We start from the raw sequence: 18,441 nt of genomic DNA, 5'->3' as shown, positions 1-18,441 counted from the left end.
CTTAATTTTAACCATTCATAAACTTACAGCCTTGCTTCCTCTAATTTCTCTTCTTTTGTAGGAAATAATATCAGACCTTTGACGCTCAATTTTTTAGAAATTAAAAATGATAAAATCAAACACGTTTATCCGAAAAGCCAAGGATATCAGTATCAACGGGGCTTTGGCTCTGCTTTTGTTGGGGCAAGGTGCGGCCATGCAAAGTTGTAGCAATAATAATGACAGTGAGGGGGATTACGAAGTGACGGAATCTTACGCCCGGGGTGTAAAAACATATATAAAAGAAGTAGCACCGGGTGAATTTAAGATTACCGATGAAATCGATGTGCCCGCAGACAGCTCCCAGGCCATCATTACTTACCTGGACGGGCATCAGGAAGTGCTCTCAAAAGAAAAATCCAAAGAACTTATAGATAAAGAAATCGCAACCAACCAGGCTGGGATTGGGCATCATAATGGCCTTTCAAATGTTTTGCTTTATGGTGGGATGGGCTACTTTTTGGGTCGTACCATGAGTCCGGGTTACTCGTCGTATCGTCAGGATTTAGGTCGTGATGACCGACGTTCTTCGGGATATTACGGGGGGGGAGTTAATCGTGGTCAGTATTATTCCAATGAGTCGGCTTATCAAAAGTCAAATACTGTGCATGAGTCAATTTCAAAATCACGTACTGTGGTTTCAAGACCATCAGGTGGCAGAAGTGGTTTCTTTGGAAGCAGCTCCAGAGGAGGCTTTAGAGGGTAAAACATTTACACTTTACTTAAAATCAACATTTTAAAAATCACTTATTCTCCCCATTTCCTCTGGTGAGGGGCCGGGGGGTGAGGTCAAATCATGAAATTTCAAGAACTAAATAATAGTCCTTTGGCTCAGTTAAAAGCCGAAGGCTGGGAGTGGATATTAGGCGAAGACACCCTTCCTTACGTAGAAAATGCCCTGGTCAAAGTAAGTGAACAGGAAGCGGAGGGATATTTCGAAGCGACAAATGAGCTGTATGAAATGTTTACAGCGGCCGCCCAATATGTAATTGACCACGATTTATATGAAGATTTGGGGATACCGGCGGCATTGGTGCCAGTGATCCGGTATTCATGGGAAAATGACAAAAAATGGCATCTGTATGGGAGGTTTGACCTGGCAGGTGGATTGGATGGAAAATCGATCAAATTGATAGAATTTAATGCCGATACTGCCACTTGTATTCCCGAAACTGCTCTGGTGCAATGGGCGGCCCTGAAAGCCAATGGCCTGGATGAAGAAAGTCAGTTTAACACTTTATACGAAACATTGGTAAGCTCATTTGAAGAGATTAAAGAGGCCAATCCTGAAAAAGAACCTGCTATACTTTTTACATCGATGGAGGGCTATCCGGAGGATTATTCCAATGTGCAAGTATTGATGGAAGCTGCCAAAGAGGCGGGATTTGAGGTTGCACATGAATACATTACGGGTGTGGAATTTTCGCCTGCGGAAGGTATTTTTATTCAAAATGCTGATTCCACTTTTACCCGATATGATTTTTGGTTTAAACTCATTCCCTGGGAATTTATGGCCTGGGATGAACCGGAACTTTTGAAAATATTGACTGAGCTGGTCATTTCGGGCAAAACGGTAGTCATGAATCCTGCCTATACCATGCTGTTTCAGTCAAAGGGAATTTTGAAAATCCTTTGGGACTTATATCCCAATCACCCGCTATTGCTCGAAACCGCGTTTGAACCCTTGAAAAACAAGGCTCAGGTGCAAAAAGTGATGCTGGGTAGGGAAGGTGCCAATGTGAAAATCATGAGAGAAGGGGGCTCGGTCGAAAATTTTACTACGGGTGAATATGACCGGCAAAAAATGGTGTACCAGCAATATGTAGAGTTTCTGAAAGATGACCGTGGGAATCATTATCAGGCGGGAGTTTTTGTCTCAGGTGAAGCTTGCGGACTTGGTTATCGGAAAGGAGGACAGATAATAGATAATAAAGCACAGTTTTGCGGGCATGTGGTGGTGTAAAAAAAACCTCGGCTTTTTTAATTGAGCCGAGGTTTTTATTTTTATTTCAAATCCACTTTTCCGCTATTTTTCAAAAGCTCTTTGTCTTTTTCGGTCAATTGCCAGTTTTTATCAAAAAGACCAGTACCAATTACCTTTTTGATGTCACTGTCAAACAGCACCCAGTCTCCAAGACCTTGCAAAACACCCACCTTTGAGCTTGATCGCAGTAAAGCCGCCAGTCCGGTGGCATTATCGGGGATTTCCCAGAAAGGCAGCCCTGAATTGATCATAATGTATTTTTTGCCATTGGGATAAATATAGGTGAGGCTGGCTTCGTTTCCTTTCTTGAGACTCATAGGAAGTTTATCGGCATATTTGGCGATGATGCTATTGGTGGAGGCATCTCCAAAAAGTATCAGATTTGACCTTTCAATATCTGATGGTCTAACCTCTTTGTCAGACAAAACTCTTGGAAACACCATCACCCGACCCAGGAAATCGCCCCGGTAAAAACTCCAGTCAGCGGCCTGTTCAGCTATTTTTCTTCTCTTTTCTAGTTCTTCTTTGCCGGGATTACCTTCGGTACCATATACATAAATCTGACGATCGGCGATGATTTCACTCAAAGGGCCTTCCAATTTTTGATTTTTCAATGCACTCATCTCTGGTCTTTTTCCTACAGCCCATTTGTCGCCGGTTTTTATCAATACCTGACCATTGGTCAAACCGAATACTGAAAGATTTTGTCCGTCGATATTGAGTTGCATCGCAGACTTTTTGTTAAAATTTGGATGATCCAAAATATCAATCGAAAGAACATTAATATTTTCGGTTGTAATATCTAATTGATTTTTATTTTTAAAATGGGCATTTACTTTGGCCACCTGACCAACAGTTTTGTCCACGATTTCAACCCAATATGCCTTATAATATTTGAGTTGAGCAGTTGTAAATTTCACTTTGGAAGGATAGGGGTCCCGGGTAAATTTATCAAACCAACCAAATATAAATTCATCCTTGTAGGCATTTACCCAGCTGTCATGTTTCACCCCGGGGTATTCAATATAGGTAACTTTGGAACCTACATTTTTAAAATCTTCCACCCATTTTCGTGTTCCTTCTACTTTTACGGCGGGGTCATCGGTTCCCTGGAAAAAATGAACATTAAGGTTAGTGGCATTTTCGAGATAAATTTCTGTGCCTTTTGGCGGTGCAGGGCAAACAGGGGCAATTGCCGCCCAGAAATCGGGTCTTGTCAATCCTATCCACATGGTGCCGCCACCGCCCATGGAGAGGCCGGTGAGATAGGTGCGGTTTTCATCAATTTTGAAACGTTTTTTTACGTCAGCAATTACATCCCATACATCTTTTTCAGCAACTCCCTGATAGCCCATTGTGCCACGAGCCAGGGGTGAAACCACAATGTATTCCACATCTTTCCATTTAGGGAAATAAATACTTGCTTCAACATCATTCTCACCTTCCGAATTACTTTTTCCAAATACTCTTCTCAATGCCAGACGGTGGTTAGAACCTGCTCCATGTAACATAACCACCAATGGGTAAGTTTTTTTTTCTGAAAATGCCTTCGGAATATATATTGCGTAAGGTTGCTCGGTGTCATCAACATCGGAATGAAATGTTAATACCTGAGGGCCGGTTTTGAGTTTTTGGCTGAATGTTGATTGAATAGTGAAGGTCAAAATGGCTGTCCATAGCCCCAACTTCATTAGTTTCATTATTAGGAATCTTTATTAGTGTTTTTGTAATCTGCGAATTTTTAAATATTTCTTTAAATAACCAATCAAAAGACCAAAAAAAATACTTTTTTATCCAGAAAACCGGAGTATTACTCAATTTTAATTGATTTAATTCTGAAAAATTTCTTATCCAATTCAATCTGAAAAATTATAAAGTTATTTTCTGTTTTTCAATTTTTTTAAAACTTATCATACACTGCTGACATAAGGTTGTCAGAACGTCGGTATAGTTTTGTTTCAAATGATTTTAAAACAGCTCGACGTTTTTGAGCACAAATTTTGAAAAACTATGCAAGAAATTATCACTCCGACCGAACTTCTGGCCAACTGGCAGGGCAATCGTCGTTTAACCAGAAAGGTTATCGAACTTTTTCCGGAAAAAGATTTTTTTGAATTCTCTATTGGCGGCATGAGGCCATTTGCAGATCTAACCAAGGAATTTCTCGCCATTGCTGTTCCGGGTCTTAATGAAATTCTGGGTGGGGAAGTAAAAGCATTTAACGATGCTTTCGAAAATCTTAAAACCAAAGATGACTTTTTGAAGATTTGGGACGAATCTACTGAAAAAATCAATGAAATGTGGCCTCAAATTACCCATGAAAAATTTAGAGAAGTTCATACATTATTTGGACAGTATACCTCTTCTGCTTTGGAAAGCATCACTTATTTTATCGAAAATGAAATTCATCACCGTGGGCAAGGGTATGTGTATTTACGTGCACTGGGTATTCAACCTCCGTTTTTTTGGGAAAGATAAGTTTTAAGTTTTACCCTGATTAACACCCGATTTGTAAAATTTCGTTTGCAAATCGGGTGTTTTTTGTTGAAACTATCCTGATTCCAACCAGAATCATATAAAAAAGTCGAACCTGTCAGTTTTTTGAGATGATTACAGGGCTAAATTTTCAAAAAAAATTAACGTGAAGATTGTTGAGGTTACTGATCAAAAACTTTTAAATCAATTTATAGATTTTCCTTATATTTTGCACAAAGACCACATAGGTTGGTTGCCACCGATTTATTCTGACGATAAAATATTTTTTAGTAAAAAGAAGAATCATTCTTTCCAGGGAAATCATGTAAAAATGTTTCTGGCTATGAATGAAAACCAAGTCCTTGGTAGAATCATGGGAGTGATTCCTGAAAAATACAATAAAAGGCATGGGCTAAAGGATGCCAGGTTTTGTTACATAGAATCCATTGAAAGTATTGAAATTGTCCATGAATTACTCGCAACTGTAGAGAATTGGGCAAAGTCATTTGGATGTACTCAAATGGTGGGGCCTCTTGGATTTTCTGATAAAGAACCACAAGGTTTTGAATTGGAAGGTCTTGATAATCCTCCCCTGATCATGACCAATGTTAATTTCCCTTTCATGATTGATTTTATGAAACTGGAGGGATTTGAAAAGAAAACCGATTTGGTTTCATTTAAAATTGAAGTGCCCGAAAAATATCCTGAGGAATTGTACCAAAAGTATCTTTCGTATAAGCATTTACATCAAAACCTGAAAATTCTTAACTTCAAAACACGATTTGGCGTTTGGCGGTATCTCAGACCTGCGGTTAATCTTATCAATGAGTTGTTTGTCGAAATCTATGCCCATACCCCAATGAGTAAAAAAGACATTGATTTACTGGTCAAAAGATTTATTCTATTGCTTTCACCTCAATATATGAAGGGTGTTTTAAATGAGAAAAAGGAGCTCGTAGCATTTGTGATTGGCTTTCCTGACATTGTTGAGGGAATACAACAATGCAATGGCCGGCTATTTCCTTTAGGTTTTTGGAAAATTCTGAGGTCACAACAGCAATCCAAAGAATTGATTTTGATGATTGGAGGCATCAAAAAAGAATATCGCAATATGGGTTTGGATTATTGGTTGAGTCTGGAATATTTTGAGGCCATTAAAAAAGCAGGAATCAAAACTGTAAAAAGCCATTTGATATTGGAAGATAATCTAAAAACGCATGCTAAAATGACAAAATTTGGAGGTGAAATAAATAAACGCTACAGGATTTTTCAGAGAGAAATAAAAATCTAAACTTAAACTTAAAATTACCGTATTTCATAAAGCCTGCCTATGGTCATTGTTTAGTCAGATGAATTGAGATAGGTTTAATGCATCAAATCAAAATTTATGAAAGCAAAACTTTTTTCAGGTATAATATTGACTTTAGGGCTTTTTGCTTGTGAAAAATCAGATGTGGGTTCTGATAAAACCATAGGCGGAGAGCCACTTGCCCTTACCGAGATGGGAAATACTTTTGGATTATATACCACTCTCTCCGGAGTTAGTGTTTCAGATGGAGAAGTGACCAATGTATCAGACGGAGTTTCTACTACGACAGTTAAGGTTGCAGTTACAAACCCAACTCTCGTTAAATGGAAGGACACTTTTCCTTATATTAAAAACGTTAACGGAAATACCGCCGAAATTAGCTTTTCGGGTCGTGTGACCGACAAGGGCATACAGTCGGTTCATGAAGGGAAAAACTTCACTCTCATTGATTATGATGCCAAGGTGGGCGATAAATACGAAGGTACAATCAATGGAAACAAAATTGTGAGAGAGGTTGTTGCCAAATCAACTACCGACGATTATGCCTATGGGTTTATGGGTATCAAAGTATTCCAGATTGAAGAACAGGGAAATGCCATGCCGGGGCTTCAGAAAATCAGATATTACGCCAATCACAAGTTTGGATTGGTAGGTGTCGAGGCAGTTTTTGAGGATGGTTCTAAAAACAAAGTTTCGGTTTTTAGTGATAAATAAAATTTAATACTTTTAAAAAAATAAAGAGGTCTGATCAAAAAATCAGGCCTCTTTTCTTATTCTGCCAGTTTTTTTACGTATTCCGGTGATTCCGGGTCACCTTTAAAAAAGTCACCGGTTTTTCCGGCAGAAAGTGCCCAGCGGTCAAGCCAGGAAATGCCATATCGACCATATTTTGTAATTGGAGTCTGATAGGCCGGATCTTCCAGTGCTTTTTCTAAAGAAACAAATTCATAACCATGTCTCAGAAACACTTCAGCCAATTTTCCAAGATAATCGGCATTGAGTTTATTGGCATGAAGCAATAGAATATGAGAAATATTCCTTTCAAATAGTTTTTCTGATTGCCTTTCATAAAACAGGAGTTTTTCTTCCAAGTATTTTAGGTAGTCTTCCCCAAGTTTGGTGGCGGTTTTCTTATCATTTTTTTTCAAAAGTCTGTGATAGGCCACTGCAAACAGATAATCTTCGTTATCAATACTTACGGGAGCCACTGTATATCCATGAACAAAAAGAAATTTACTCAATGAATCGGCTTTTTCTTTTGTAGAGCCCAAATGCAAATACGGATGCCTGAAATATTTCATTTTCTTGCCAGATTCTTCCAGAAGGTTCTTCGTGATTTTTTCACCTTTCAGAATTCCTTCAGTATATTCTTCAAAAGGTGTATTGTTGTAATCTTTATGTGCAAAAGTGTGATTTCCCAGATCCAGACCGGCATTTAGCCACATTTTTAATATATCCACTTGATTTTCAGAATAATTATCATTTGGGAAAAGTTTCATTTCATTTACAAAACCAATTGCCGGAATCTTCTTTTTCTGTAAATGAGCCAAAAGATCAGCAGTAAGTGTGGTTTGGTATTTTATTTCTTTAATCCCATAATTTACCACCGGCAGGTCGTCAATGGTTATACAAATCTGTTTTTTTTGACTAAAAGACGAAACGTAAATCAAAAGAAAGGTAAAAGAAAAAATAAAGGTCTTTTTCATCCGGAATTTTTTAAGAAATTAATTTTTGTTGAAAAATAAACGATTAAAGTGCAATTTAATTCTCATAGAAGCGGCCCATTTTTTTTATTCCCCTTGTCAATCCCTATTTTTGCGTAAAAATCATAATCCATAGCCCAGTGCATGTGGTTCAAAGTAAAGATAATGAATATACTCATCATAGGTTCGGGAGGAAGAGAGCATGCTTTTGCGTGGAAAATAACTCAATCTAAAAATTGCGAAAAACTTTTCGTAGCTCCGGGAAATGCCGGAACTGCTACCATCGCAACCAATGTCAACATTAAAGTCGATGATTTTCCTAAAATTAAAGAGTTGGTTTTGGCAGAAAGTATCAAATTGGTGGTGGTTGGCCCCGAAGATCCTTTGGTTAAAGGAATCGTGGATTATTTTAATGCTGACAAACAACTCAAAAAAGTTAAAATTATTGGCCCCGACAGAAAAGGAGCACAATTGGAAGGCTCAAAAGACTTTTCCAAGGCTTTTATGCAAAAATACGGTGTTCCTACAGCTTTTTCAGAAACATTTACTAAAGAAACCTTTGAAAAAGGACTTGCCTATCTTGACAGTCAAAATGGTCCTTATGTTTTAAAAGCTGATGGCCTCGCTGCAGGTAAGGGCGTAATTATCACCGAAAGTCGTGATGAAGCCAAAGCCAGCCTGACCGAAATGCTGACAGCAGGGAAATTTGGTTCGGCCGGAGATAAAGTCCTCATTGAGCAGTTTTTGAAAGGAATAGAATTGTCAGTTTTTGTGCTTTCTGATGGGAAAAACTATGTGATTCTGCCCGAAGCCAAAGATTATAAAAGAATAGGAGAAGGGGATACGGGTCTTAATACCGGAGGCATGGGAGCAGTTTCGCCTGTCCCGTTTGCCGATGCCGATTTTATCAAAAAAGTGGAGGAGTTGGTGGTAAAACCAACTTTAGCCGGCCTGCAGGCAGAGGGAATTCATTATGTAGGCTTCATATTTATTGGGCTTATGAATGACAACGGAAACCCAATGGTTATTGAATACAATGCCCGCATGGGTGATCCTGAAACTGAAGTGGTACTGCCAAGAATCAAAACCGATATGATCAGGCTTTTGACTGCTGCTGCAGACGGGAAATTAGACAAAATCAAGCTCAATATCAACCCAAAAACTGCCGTAACAACAATGGTGGTTGCAGGCGGCTATCCTGAAGAATACAAAAAAGGTGATTTGATGGAAATCCCGGAAGCGGAAAAAGACGCAATAGTTTTTCATGCAGGCACCCAGGTGACCGACACAGGGGTTGTAACCAACGGTGGAAGGGTGATTGCCCTCACAGGAATGGCTCGTACAATGGCTGCCGCTATCAGAAAATCCCAAAAAATGGCCAGGAAGGTAAAGTTTAAAAAGAAGTACTTCCGAAAAGATATTGGACAGGATTTGATGAATTATTTCAAGAAATAATTAGTTTTGTCTTTTAAGTAAATATGGATATCAGACCCTTTTGATTGAATTTTTGATAAAATACGGCTTTCAAAAGGTTAAAAATATAAATTCTAATGGCTTGTGGACAATGTTCAACAGGAGGTTGTGGTAGTATAAAAGGACTCCCTCAAGACAAATCAAATCATATCGATACTGCCGGTTGCAGAACTGCCGGAGGGTGTTCTTCTGGTGGTTGCACCAAGATGAATTCCTTCGATTGGTTATCAAATATGCACATTCCGACCGTTGAAAAATTTTCTGTTATAGAAGTAAAATTTAAAGGCGGAAGAAAAGAATATTTCAAAAATATTCACAAAATTGAGCTTTACACCGGTGACTTTGTGGTATGTGAAATGCCTACCGGTTATCATATCGGTACGGTCTCTATGCAAGGAGAGTTGGTGAGGATTCAGCTGGCAAAAAAAAGCATCAAAGAGGAAGATGAACTACCTGTTTTACATAGGTTAGCTACTGAAAAAGACCTCGAAAAACATACTTTGGCTATAAACCGTGATTTGGTAGCCATGTATCGTACACGTGAAATATGCAAAGAGTTAAAACTCAATCTTAAACTTTCGGAGGTAGAATTTCAGTCTGATAACTCCAAAGCTACATTCTATTATTCTGCCGATGACCGTGTCGATTTCAGAGAACTTATTAAGACACTTGCAGGCGAATTTAAAGTAAGGATTGAGATGAGGCAAATAAGCCTCAGACAGGAGGCCGGCCGAATTGGAGGTATCGGTTCATGTGGTCGGGAGCTTTGTTGTTCCACATGGTTGTCAGAGTTTAAAACTATCCCTACCGCTGCCGCCAGATATCAAAATCTTTCTCTCAATCCCGCAAAGCTTTCTGGACAGTGTGGACGACTGAAGTGTTGTCTCAACTATGAGTTGGAAACATACATCGACGCCATAAAAGATATACCCGCAGTGGAGCGGCCACTTCAAACCGAGAAAGGTGACGCAACACTTCAAAAAACAGATATTTTCCGCCGGATCATGTGGTTTAGCTATCCTAATGATACCAACTGGTTCCCAATACCTTGTGCTCAGGTTTCGGAGATACAAAAGATGAATAAAGATGGGAAAAAACCACTGGGATTAGAGAACTTGATGGTGATTACCGATGCAGAACTGTCAAAACCAACCAGTATCAACAATGATCTGGAGCGTTTGGATAGAAAATATCACACCAAAAAGAAGCCTAATAAAAAGCCCAATAACCGACCTGAAAATCAGCCTCAAAATAAAGGGCCAAGATTAGAAACCAAACCTGCTGCACCGGTTGTTACACCAAATCAGTCTAGTGTCAATGCAGAGGGTGTGCCGAATCCCGAACGCCGGAATAAGAAAAGGAAAAAGAATCGTAATAATCAAAACCGACCTGAAAAGCCAATATGAGAAATCTGAAAATAATATCTTTTTTCGCCCTGATTATTATGGCTTGTCAGGGAAGTTCTGACTTTAAAAAAATCAATGATTTTAAAAATTCCGAATGGCTCTTGGCCAATCAGCAGGTATTTGAATTTGATATTAAAGATGTTTCCAAAACTTACGGGTTTCATTATCTCATAAGAAACTCAGTGTCATATCCATATTTCAATATTTATATCAACCAACAGCTTGAAAGTTCAGATAGCACCATTTTGGTAAAAACCATGGATGAGTTGGTTTTATTTGACCAAAAATCAGGAAAACCTAAAGGAGATGGGCTAGGTGATATTTTTGACAATAAATTTAAAGCCCCCACCCTCCAAAAATTCCGCTTTCCAAAACCCGGAAAATACAAATGGAAAATCAGTCACAATATGCGTCCTGATCCACTACCCGGTGTGATGTCTGTTGGTGCTATTGTTGAAGCTGACAAATAGGTTTCTTTTTTTTTTCGGTATTTTTAAATAATTGCCAGTTTACTTTTTATTGCAGCCGATTTACTAATGAGTTTTTTGGTTTTATCTGTTTGAAAGTAAAAAAAATCTAAAGTTTATATTCCAAATTTTCCTCATTTTTTGGTTCAGGATTCTGAGTTTTCTCGATCCTCTTTTATTTTAATGGGCTTTCTTTAGAAATGTCAATTATCCGTTTATTTTTGTGTATTCATTATTACAGGTTGAGTAAATCGCAATTGATAGAAATCACTTGCTTATTATTTAAGATTCTAAAATACTTTTATGAGAAAAATATTATTCCTTTTATCATTTTCTGTAATTCTATTTTCTTGCTCGCCTACAAAAAAGTTTCAGGAAGCCGCTAAAAGTTGGGAGCCGGAAATACAAAAACTTGAACAACTAGATAAAACTGAAACCGACCCCAAAGATGCTATATTATTTATTGGTAGCTCAAGCATAAGGTTATGGAATAATATCAGGCAAGACATGGCTCCATATCCGGTTATCCAAAGAGGTTATGGAGGTGCAAAATTCTCCGATTTACTGGTTTATACCAAAAGGTTGGTTTATCCCCATCAATTTAAGGCTGTAGCTATATTTGTTGCAAACGATATCACTGGTAGTGAGGAAGATAAAACACCGGAGGAGGTTTTGGATATGTTTAAAAGTACTGTAAAAATCATTAGGAAAAAGGACAGAAAAGCCCCTGTTTATTTTATTGCTATTACACCCACGGAGTTAAGATGGAATGTGTGGCCACAGGCTAAGAAAGCAAATAGCCTGATATCAGCATATTGTGCATCTCATAAAAACCTTCATTTTATCGATACAGAAACCAGATATCTCGGTGGGGACGGGCGTCCGATTGGAGAATATTTTATAGGTGACAAATTGCACCAAACTCAGAAGGGATATGATGTTTGGGCTTCGATCATAAAAGAAACATTTGATAAAACTTTAAAGTCAATGTAAAGACTGAAATTTTAAATGTAATTTTGGTTTTTATTGTTTTGCTAATGGTATTTATTAATTATTTATAAATGAATTTTGAATTGAATAAAATAATCCAAGGTGATTGTCTAGAAGAAATGAAAAAAATTTCTGACAATAGTATTGATTTAATTGTAACTTCTCCACCTTATAATTTAAAAAATTCAACTGGCAATGGAATGAAAGATGGAAGAGGAGGGAAATGGAAAAATGCGGAGCTAGTTAATGGTTATAGTCATCATAATGATTGTATGCCACATGAAGAATATGTAAAATGGCAAAGAGACTGTTTAACCGAGATGTTTAGAATTATCCCAAATGATGGAGCAATTTTTTACAATCATAAATGGAGAGTTCAAGATGGACTTTTACAAGATAGGCAAGATATTATAAGTGGTTTCCCAGTAAGGCAAATTATTATTTGGAAAAGAAGGGGAGGAATAAATTTTAACCAAGGTTACTTCTTGCCAACTTATGAAGTTATATATTTAATTGCAAAACCTGATTTCAGGCTTATTCCAAAAGCGAATGCATTTGGAGATGTATGGGAATTTAAGCAAGAAATGAATAATCCGCATCCAGCTCCTTTTCCTATCGATTTGATTGATAGAATTATTTCTTCCACAAATGCGAAGACAATTTTGGATCCTTTCATTGGCTCAGGCACAACAGCAATTGCTGCCATTTTAAATGAAAGGAATTATCTAGGAATTGAATTATCGCCTGAATATGTTGAAATGGCATTGAAACGTATAAAATTATTTGAAAGTCAAAGAAGATTAAAGTTTTCACTTAAACAAATTGAAGGTTGAAACCGACAGATTTATTATCAGAAATTCGAAACCCTTGGCATAAAGTCTATTGGTTTTCTCGGATGTTAATAAGTAGTGATAAATATGCAAAGATTGGTAATGAGCCAAAGCTTTTAACTTTGATAACTAGTAGTTTGCGAGTTATTGCTAGAGACAATAAGGGTGACAACACACTTGAGTTACAAAAACATGTACTAAAAAACATAATTGAAGAAAGATTTAAAAAAGCAACTAAAAATATTGATAGAGTAAGGAGATTATTAAATGATTTAGATTTAGAAATATCTAATTCTTTTGAGATGGATGCATTTATTCTTACATGTGAAAATATAATGTTGCCTTTGAATCAAGCTATTTCAAATATTCCAAGTGATGATAAAGAGTTTACACTAAATATAGCCAAAACATATCTTGATGTTGAGGGAGATAAGGGTTTAGCGACTGTAATTTCACTTTGGGATGATATTGGTGTGAAAGGATGCTTAACTGCAGAAAGAACCGAAATTGTAAAAGCTTTCTCAACTCTTAAAGTAATTTTATCAAGTGAATATTTACTAAGTGAAATTGATAAAGATATTGTTTTAACATCATTTGTACAAGAATTTGAAAGAAGAGCTGGACAGAAGAGAAAACAAAGAGCCGGCGGAAGTTTAGAAGATGTAACAAATTTTATTTTAGGATATTACAAGATAAAAAGAGCTGAGGCACCATCTCATTTTCAGGCCGATTTAGAAGTGGATAATTGGGTTAAAACTAAGGATGGGTGGTTAATTGGAATTTCATGTAAAAGAACAATTAGAGAACGTTGGAAAAATGTTAGTAGTAGTACAGAAGTATATAATAGATTTAAAGTAAAAAATATTTTTCACGTTGTAACTTATGATGAAGATTTATCTGATGATAAGCTAACTTTGCTTGGAGAGCAACGTCAAATTTTTTATTTACCGGATGATAGTCGCCGATTAAAGCATGCACTGAATCATGTTGGATTAAGAAATTATGTTCGACCAATTTCACAATTCATTAACGATATTAGGAAACAGATAAAGTGACGTATAAATTGTGTTGTACAACTAAAATAAGCTTTATCTTGAGGTAAGAATAACTTTCTATTTCCTTCTTTTTTAATAAAAATCAACCATATTGTTTATGAAAAAAATATCATTGATTTTTTTGATATTTTCTCTTACAGTTTTTAGCTGTAAAACTTACCAAAAAATGGATGGCAAAACCTACGATTTTCTGATTGGTACTTATACTCAAAAAGGCTCAAAAGGTATTTATTATGCCAAATATGAGCCGGCTACCGGGACTGTCAAAATCGTAAGTCATTCTGATGCCATAGAGAATCCCTCTTTTCTGGATTTTGATAGGGGGCAAAAAAATATTTATGCAGTAAGCGAAACCGACGGAGGCAGTGTTGACGCCTGGAATTTTGATAAAGCTTCCGGGATTTTCCAAAAATTAAATTCAAAACCTTCAGGGGGAGCCCATCCTTGTCACATTTCTTTAGATGCAACAGGAAAATGGGCTTTTGCAGGAAATTATACCGGCGGTACAATTGGTCTTTTACCTATTAATAACGATGGTTCATTGGGCGAACCAGTGCAGGTGATTCAGCATTATGGCAATGGTCCAAATACCGCCAGGCAAGAAAAACCTCACGTTCATTCAGTAAACATTTCGCCTGACAACCGCAATCTCTTTGTGGCGGACCTTGGAACTGATGAAGTGGTTAATTATTCTTTTGATGACAAAATTGGTCATTTGACTGAAATCCAGAGAGTGAAATTAAGTGCCGGCTCGGGTCCACGCCATTTTGTATTTCATCCTACACTTTCTTATGCCTATGTGATTCAGGAACTTACCGGCAAAGTTACTCAGTTTTTGTATGAAAACGGTAAAATCACACCAATGGATGAAGTAAGTACATTGCCCCCTGATTTTTCCGGAAATAATTCCTGTGCTGATATTCATTTTTCACCAGATGGTAAATTTTTGTATGGCTCCAATCGGTTTTATGATACCATTGTGCGGTTTTCTGTAAATCAATCAAATGGAAAACTGACTCAAATTGACCAAACTTCAGTAAAGGGTAAAGTTCCCCGTAATTTTGGTATCACCCATGACGGTAAGTACATGATGGTTGCCAATCAAAATACCGATAATATTGTGATATTTAAATTGGAAAATGGGAAAATGACCGAAACCGGTCACGAACTTTCGGTATCAATGCCCGTATGTGTAAAGTTTTTAAAGGATTGACTTATGCTGGATATATGTTTGATATTTGATTTAGGCAAAACCAATAAAAAAGTATTGGGTTTTGATTCTGATTATAATGTTGTGTTTGAAAATCAAGTAATTTTTGATGAGATTTCAGACGATGACGGAGAGCCAGCCGACGACCTGATGGCTATATCTGCCTGGGTAAAATCAATATATGATGAAATATCTAAAAACCCGGCTTTTCATATTAAGGCAGTCAATTTTTCGGCTTATGGAGCCAGTTTTGTATATCTCAACAAAGACCTTCAACCACTAGCCCCGGTTTATAATTATCTGAAAAAGCTGCCCAAAACCACTAAAAATGAGTTTATAGAAAAATACAATACTGACGGTCTGTTTTTTAAAAATGTGGCTTCCCCAGACCTCGATTTGCTTAATTCTGGATTGCAACTGTTCTGGTTAAAAAAACATAAAATTGAGATTTTAAAAAACACCCGATTCGCTCTTCATTTACCTCAATATTTTAGTTTTTTGTTTAGTGGTGAGCCCAAAGCCGAGTTAACAAGCATTGGTTGTCATACGGCTATGTGGGATTTTGAAAAGAATGATTATCATCAGTGGCTTGACAATGAACATTGGCATGTTGCCTGTTTACCTCCGGTTAGTGCCAGTAATTTTATAAAAAAAGAAGATTTAATCATCGGTCCGGGAATCCATGACAGTTCTGCTGCATTGGTGCCATATCTAAAATCAGTTAATGAGCCATTTGTTTTGATTTCTACTGGTACCTGGTGCATAAGTCTCAATCCGTTTAATGATAGTTTATTAACCGAAAAAGAGCTCCGGCAAGACTGTCTGAATTTTATCAGCTACGAAGGTAAAACTGTGAGGGCTTCCCGATTATTTTCGGGAAATGAGCACGCCCGACAGGTAAAACATTTGGCTGAATATTTCTCTGCCTCGCCGGATTTTTATAAATCTGTCAATTTTGATTATAAAATAGTACAGGCTTTGCGTAAAAAATTCCACCAGGCACTTCCCAATCAAATTGAAGTGGGAAGTCTGTTTGACAGTCCTTTTGTAGAACGTAACCTCAATTCTTTTTCCAATATTGAGGAAGCTTACCACCAGTTTATTATGGATATGGTTGCTCAGCAAGTGGCATCTACGCAATTGGTTTTCGGCTCAAAACCTCCACGTAAACTTTTTGTTGATGGTGGTTTTTCCCGAAATCCTATTTTTATGAATCTTCTGGCTGAAGCTTTTTACAATATTCAGGTTTTTGCTTCTGAACTATCACAAGCATCTTCTTTGGGTGCTGCCCTGGTCATTGCCGATGGTTGGAACGAAAAACCTTTTGATATTGCTAAACTAAAAATGAAGAGATTTATTTAAAAATATCTTATTCTTGGTATTTTTCTTAATTCTGTGTAAAACAATAATATCCAAACAATTCTAATAGAAAATTGTTATAAACTTATTTAAAAGAGTTTAAATCCGGAATTTGTAAAATAATTTGTGAAATTGTTTTTGGAAATTCAATTAATGTATATACATTGGTCAAAAATATTCTGCAACCTTACATCTAATCTTGTCGTAATAATATGAAACCAACCGCCGAATCATCAAAAGTTCGGGAAATACTTGAGGGTTGTAAACAAAACGACCGCAAGTGTCAGGAGCTGCTCTACAAGCAGTACTTTGGTTTCGCTATGAGTTTATGTTTGAGATATTCCAGTTCAAGAGAAGAAGCTCTGGAGATTTTAAATGATTCATTTTTAAAGGTTTTCAATAAAATAAACACTTATGATTTTGAGCGGCCATTTGGCACCTGGCTTAAAAGGATTGTCGTGAACACTGCAATAGACACATATAGGAGTCAAAACAAGCATTATTTTCATCATGAAATTGATACTGCAAGAGGAATGACCGTTGAGGAGGTTTCGCCCAACGACCGTCTGGCCTATGATGATTTGTTAAAGCTGGTACATAAATTGCCCAAAAACTATCTTGCTAACTTCAATTTGTATGTTATTGACGGCTATACACATGAAGAAATTAGCAAAATGCTTGGGGTGTCGGTGGGTACTTCCAAATCAAATGTTTCCAGGGCAAGAGAAATGCTGAGAAGAATGTTGGAGTCTTCAGATAAATTAAATTTTGAAAGGCAATGAGAAGAGAGTGGGAGCATTTATCTGATAGCGAGTTTGATGATTGGATCAAATCTGGAGCTGATTCCCATTCAGAACCTCTTTGGGAAGGAGCCTGGGAGGCTATGGAGTCAAAATTGGAAGAAAAAAAGGAAAGAAAAATTATACCTTTTTGGTGGCGAAGTGCCGCAGCAATTTTAATTTTTGCATTTATTGGAGGGTATTTTTATTTAAAAACAGATTCTGAAAGTGATTTGGCCAAGAATACCGGAGTTTTGAAAAATAACCTTGAAAAATTTGAAAGCAAAAGCAAAATTAAAACTCAGGAAAAGGTCGAAAAAGAAGTTTTTGGAAAAGATAATATCACTTTTGCTGGGAACACAGAGTTGGATATCGTAAAAGGGTCTGGTCGAGGCAATTTGAAACCTGTAAAAAACAGTCAGCAATCTTTTATTCCCAAAGAAATTCTGAATTCAGATTCCAATTCTCAATCCGGAAAAGAGAAATTTGAAGAACAAGTTTTGGAAAATACGGGTAAGAATGAAATTGCTCAAAATGAAACCAAAAATATTCCCTTAATGGACTCCTTGAATTCTAAGGAAGTTTTTTCAGGAACCGAAACTGCTATAAAATATGATAGTGAGATTCTTACAAAAGATGAAAGTGCCGAAAATTTAGATTCTGTTATTACTATTTCGGATGAACAATATGTTGAAATACAGCAAAATAGCAAAAGAACAAGATTTTCACGTTGGGCTATAAACTTTGGAGCTTCACCTGATTACAGCTCGGTGGTTATGGGTCAATCAGAGCCAATTGGCTACAATTTACAATTAGGACTGTCTTATAACATCACACCTGATTTGCAAATTAGAACTGCTGTAATCCGGTCACTTAAATTATACGAAGCTTATGCTGAAGATTACGCATGGCCTGCCAAATGGGGAACCCCGAGTTCGCCTTTAACAGAAGTGGGTGCATCCTGTAATATGCTCGATTTGCCGGTTAGTTTAACTTATTTTCCATTCAGAAAAAATAAAAATGCATATTATGTTTCTTTAGGTGTTACCAATTATTACATGCTTAAAGAAACATATGAATATCATTATGAAAATGACAATGACCCCAATTTGAAATGGAAAAATTGGGAAGGAAGTACCGGTTTCGCAGCTAACAGCGTTGCCAATGTTTCAATTGGTTTACAAAGAAAAATCTCCAATAAAATATCCGTTCAGGTTGAGCCATTTATTAAACTTCCTCTTCGAAACATAGGTTTCGGGAATGTCAGATTATATTCTGCAGGCGTATTTTTTAATATTATTCCAACAAATATTTTTAAAAGAGCAACCAAAATTAATTGATGTTCGTACATAGTTTAAATAA

The 18,441-nt window shown here is 36.9% G+C and carries 17 protein-coding genes; 15 read left to right on the top strand and 2 right to left on the bottom strand.

Annotated elements, in window-relative coordinates; translation table 11 throughout:
• Positions 1-106: 106 nt before the first annotated feature.
• Both IPP61_03160 and IPP61_03155 read left to right on the top strand, forming a co-directional pair.
• On the top strand, positions 107-745 hold the full coding sequence (locus tag IPP61_03160) for a hypothetical protein (GenBank protein MBL0324173.1): 639 nt from the start codon (positions 107-109) through the stop codon (positions 743-745).
• An 87-nt stretch (positions 746-832) separates the two neighbouring features.
• Positions 833-2,002: a glutathionylspermidine synthase family protein gene (locus IPP61_03155; protein ID MBL0324172.1), complete on the top strand. Its 1,170-nt coding sequence runs from the start codon at positions 833-835 to the stop codon at positions 2,000-2,002.
• A gap of 41 nt (positions 2,003-2,043) precedes the next feature.
• Here IPP61_03155 and IPP61_03150 read toward each other — a convergent pair whose 3' ends face one another.
• The gene (locus IPP61_03150; protein MBL0324171.1) at positions 2,044-3,714 is read right to left on the bottom strand and encodes a phospholipase; all 1,671 of its coding nucleotides are present in this window, start codon (positions 3,712-3,714) and stop codon (positions 2,044-2,046) included.
• Between the two features lie 319 nt (positions 3,715-4,033).
• On the opposite strand from IPP61_03150, the gene IPP61_03145 reads away from it, so the two are divergent.
• The 3 genes from IPP61_03145 (at position 4,034) to IPP61_03135 (ending at position 6,521) form a co-directional block, all read left to right on the top strand.
• On the top strand, positions 4,034-4,501 hold the full coding sequence (locus IPP61_03145) for a damage-inducible protein DinB (GenBank protein MBL0324170.1): 468 nt from the start codon (positions 4,034-4,036) through the stop codon (positions 4,499-4,501).
• Positions 4,502-4,664: 163 nt separating this feature from the next.
• A complete protein-coding gene (locus IPP61_03140) occupies positions 4,665-5,789 on the top strand; it encodes a hypothetical protein (protein MBL0324169.1) in 1,125 nt (374 codons plus the stop codon).
• 96 nt (positions 5,790-5,885) lie between these two features.
• Entirely contained in the window at positions 5,886-6,521 is a 636-nt protein-coding gene (locus IPP61_03135) for a hypothetical protein (protein ID MBL0324168.1), read from the top strand.
• Between the two features lie 56 nt (positions 6,522-6,577).
• On the opposite strand, the gene IPP61_03130 is transcribed toward IPP61_03135, so the two are convergent.
• Positions 6,578-7,513 (bottom strand): polysaccharide deacetylase family protein, encoded by a 936-nt coding sequence (locus IPP61_03130; protein ID MBL0324167.1) that lies wholly within the window; start codon positions 7,511-7,513, stop codon positions 6,578-6,580.
• Between the two features lie 162 nt (positions 7,514-7,675).
• Here IPP61_03130 and purD point away from each other — a divergent pair, with 162 nt between their 5' ends.
• From purD to IPP61_03080, 10 genes are all read left to right on the top strand, one after another.
• Complete coding sequence (purD, locus tag IPP61_03125; GenBank protein MBL0324166.1) at positions 7,676-8,965, top strand: phosphoribosylamine--glycine ligase; 1,290 nt, start codon at positions 7,676-7,678, stop codon at positions 8,963-8,965.
• A 95-nt stretch (positions 8,966-9,060) separates the two neighbouring features.
• Positions 9,061-10,389, top strand: coding sequence for a Signal peptidase-like protein (locus IPP61_03120; GenBank protein ID MBL0324165.1), 1,329 nt, complete (start codon positions 9,061-9,063; stop codon positions 10,387-10,389).
• Positions 10,386-10,859, top strand: coding sequence for a gliding motility lipoprotein GldH (locus IPP61_03115; GenBank protein MBL0324164.1), 474 nt, complete (start codon positions 10,386-10,388; stop codon positions 10,857-10,859). Before IPP61_03120 ends, IPP61_03115 begins: the two co-directional genes overlap by 4 nt.
• Before the next feature lie 300 nt (positions 10,860-11,159).
• Positions 11,160-11,849: a hypothetical protein gene (locus IPP61_03110; protein ID MBL0324163.1), complete on the top strand. Its 690-nt coding sequence runs from the start codon at positions 11,160-11,162 to the stop codon at positions 11,847-11,849.
• A gap of 68 nt (positions 11,850-11,917) precedes the next feature.
• Positions 11,918-12,679 (top strand): site-specific DNA-methyltransferase, encoded by a 762-nt coding sequence (locus IPP61_03105; GenBank protein ID MBL0324162.1) that lies wholly within the window; start codon positions 11,918-11,920, stop codon positions 12,677-12,679.
• The gene (locus IPP61_03100; protein MBL0324161.1) at positions 12,676-13,731 is read left to right on the top strand and encodes a hypothetical protein; all 1,056 of its coding nucleotides are present in this window, start codon (positions 12,676-12,678) and stop codon (positions 13,729-13,731) included. The genes IPP61_03105 and IPP61_03100 overlap by 4 nt, the downstream gene beginning before the upstream one ends.
• A 97-nt stretch (positions 13,732-13,828) precedes the next feature.
• Positions 13,829-14,944, top strand: a complete 1,116-nt coding sequence (locus tag IPP61_03095) for a lactonase family protein (GenBank protein ID MBL0324160.1) — start codon at positions 13,829-13,831, stop codon at positions 14,942-14,944.
• 6 nt (positions 14,945-14,950) lie between these two features.
• A complete protein-coding gene (locus IPP61_03090) occupies positions 14,951-16,303 on the top strand; it encodes a carbohydrate kinase (protein ID MBL0324159.1) in 1,353 nt (450 codons plus the stop codon).
• A gap of 209 nt (positions 16,304-16,512) precedes the next feature.
• Positions 16,513-17,082 (top strand): sigma-70 family RNA polymerase sigma factor, encoded by a 570-nt coding sequence (locus IPP61_03085; GenBank protein MBL0324158.1) that lies wholly within the window; start codon positions 16,513-16,515, stop codon positions 17,080-17,082.
• The gene (locus tag IPP61_03080; GenBank protein MBL0324157.1) at positions 17,079-18,419 is read left to right on the top strand and encodes a hypothetical protein; all 1,341 of its coding nucleotides are present in this window, start codon (positions 17,079-17,081) and stop codon (positions 18,417-18,419) included. The genes IPP61_03085 and IPP61_03080 overlap by 4 nt, the downstream gene beginning before the upstream one ends.
• Positions 18,420-18,441 lie beyond the last annotated feature (22 nt).

The sequence above is a fragment of the Cytophagaceae bacterium genome (assembly GCA_016722655.1).
Taxonomy (GTDB): Bacteria; Bacteroidota; Bacteroidia; order Cytophagales; family Spirosomataceae; genus Leadbetterella.
This window is presented reverse-complemented; position numbering and strand designations above follow the sequence as displayed.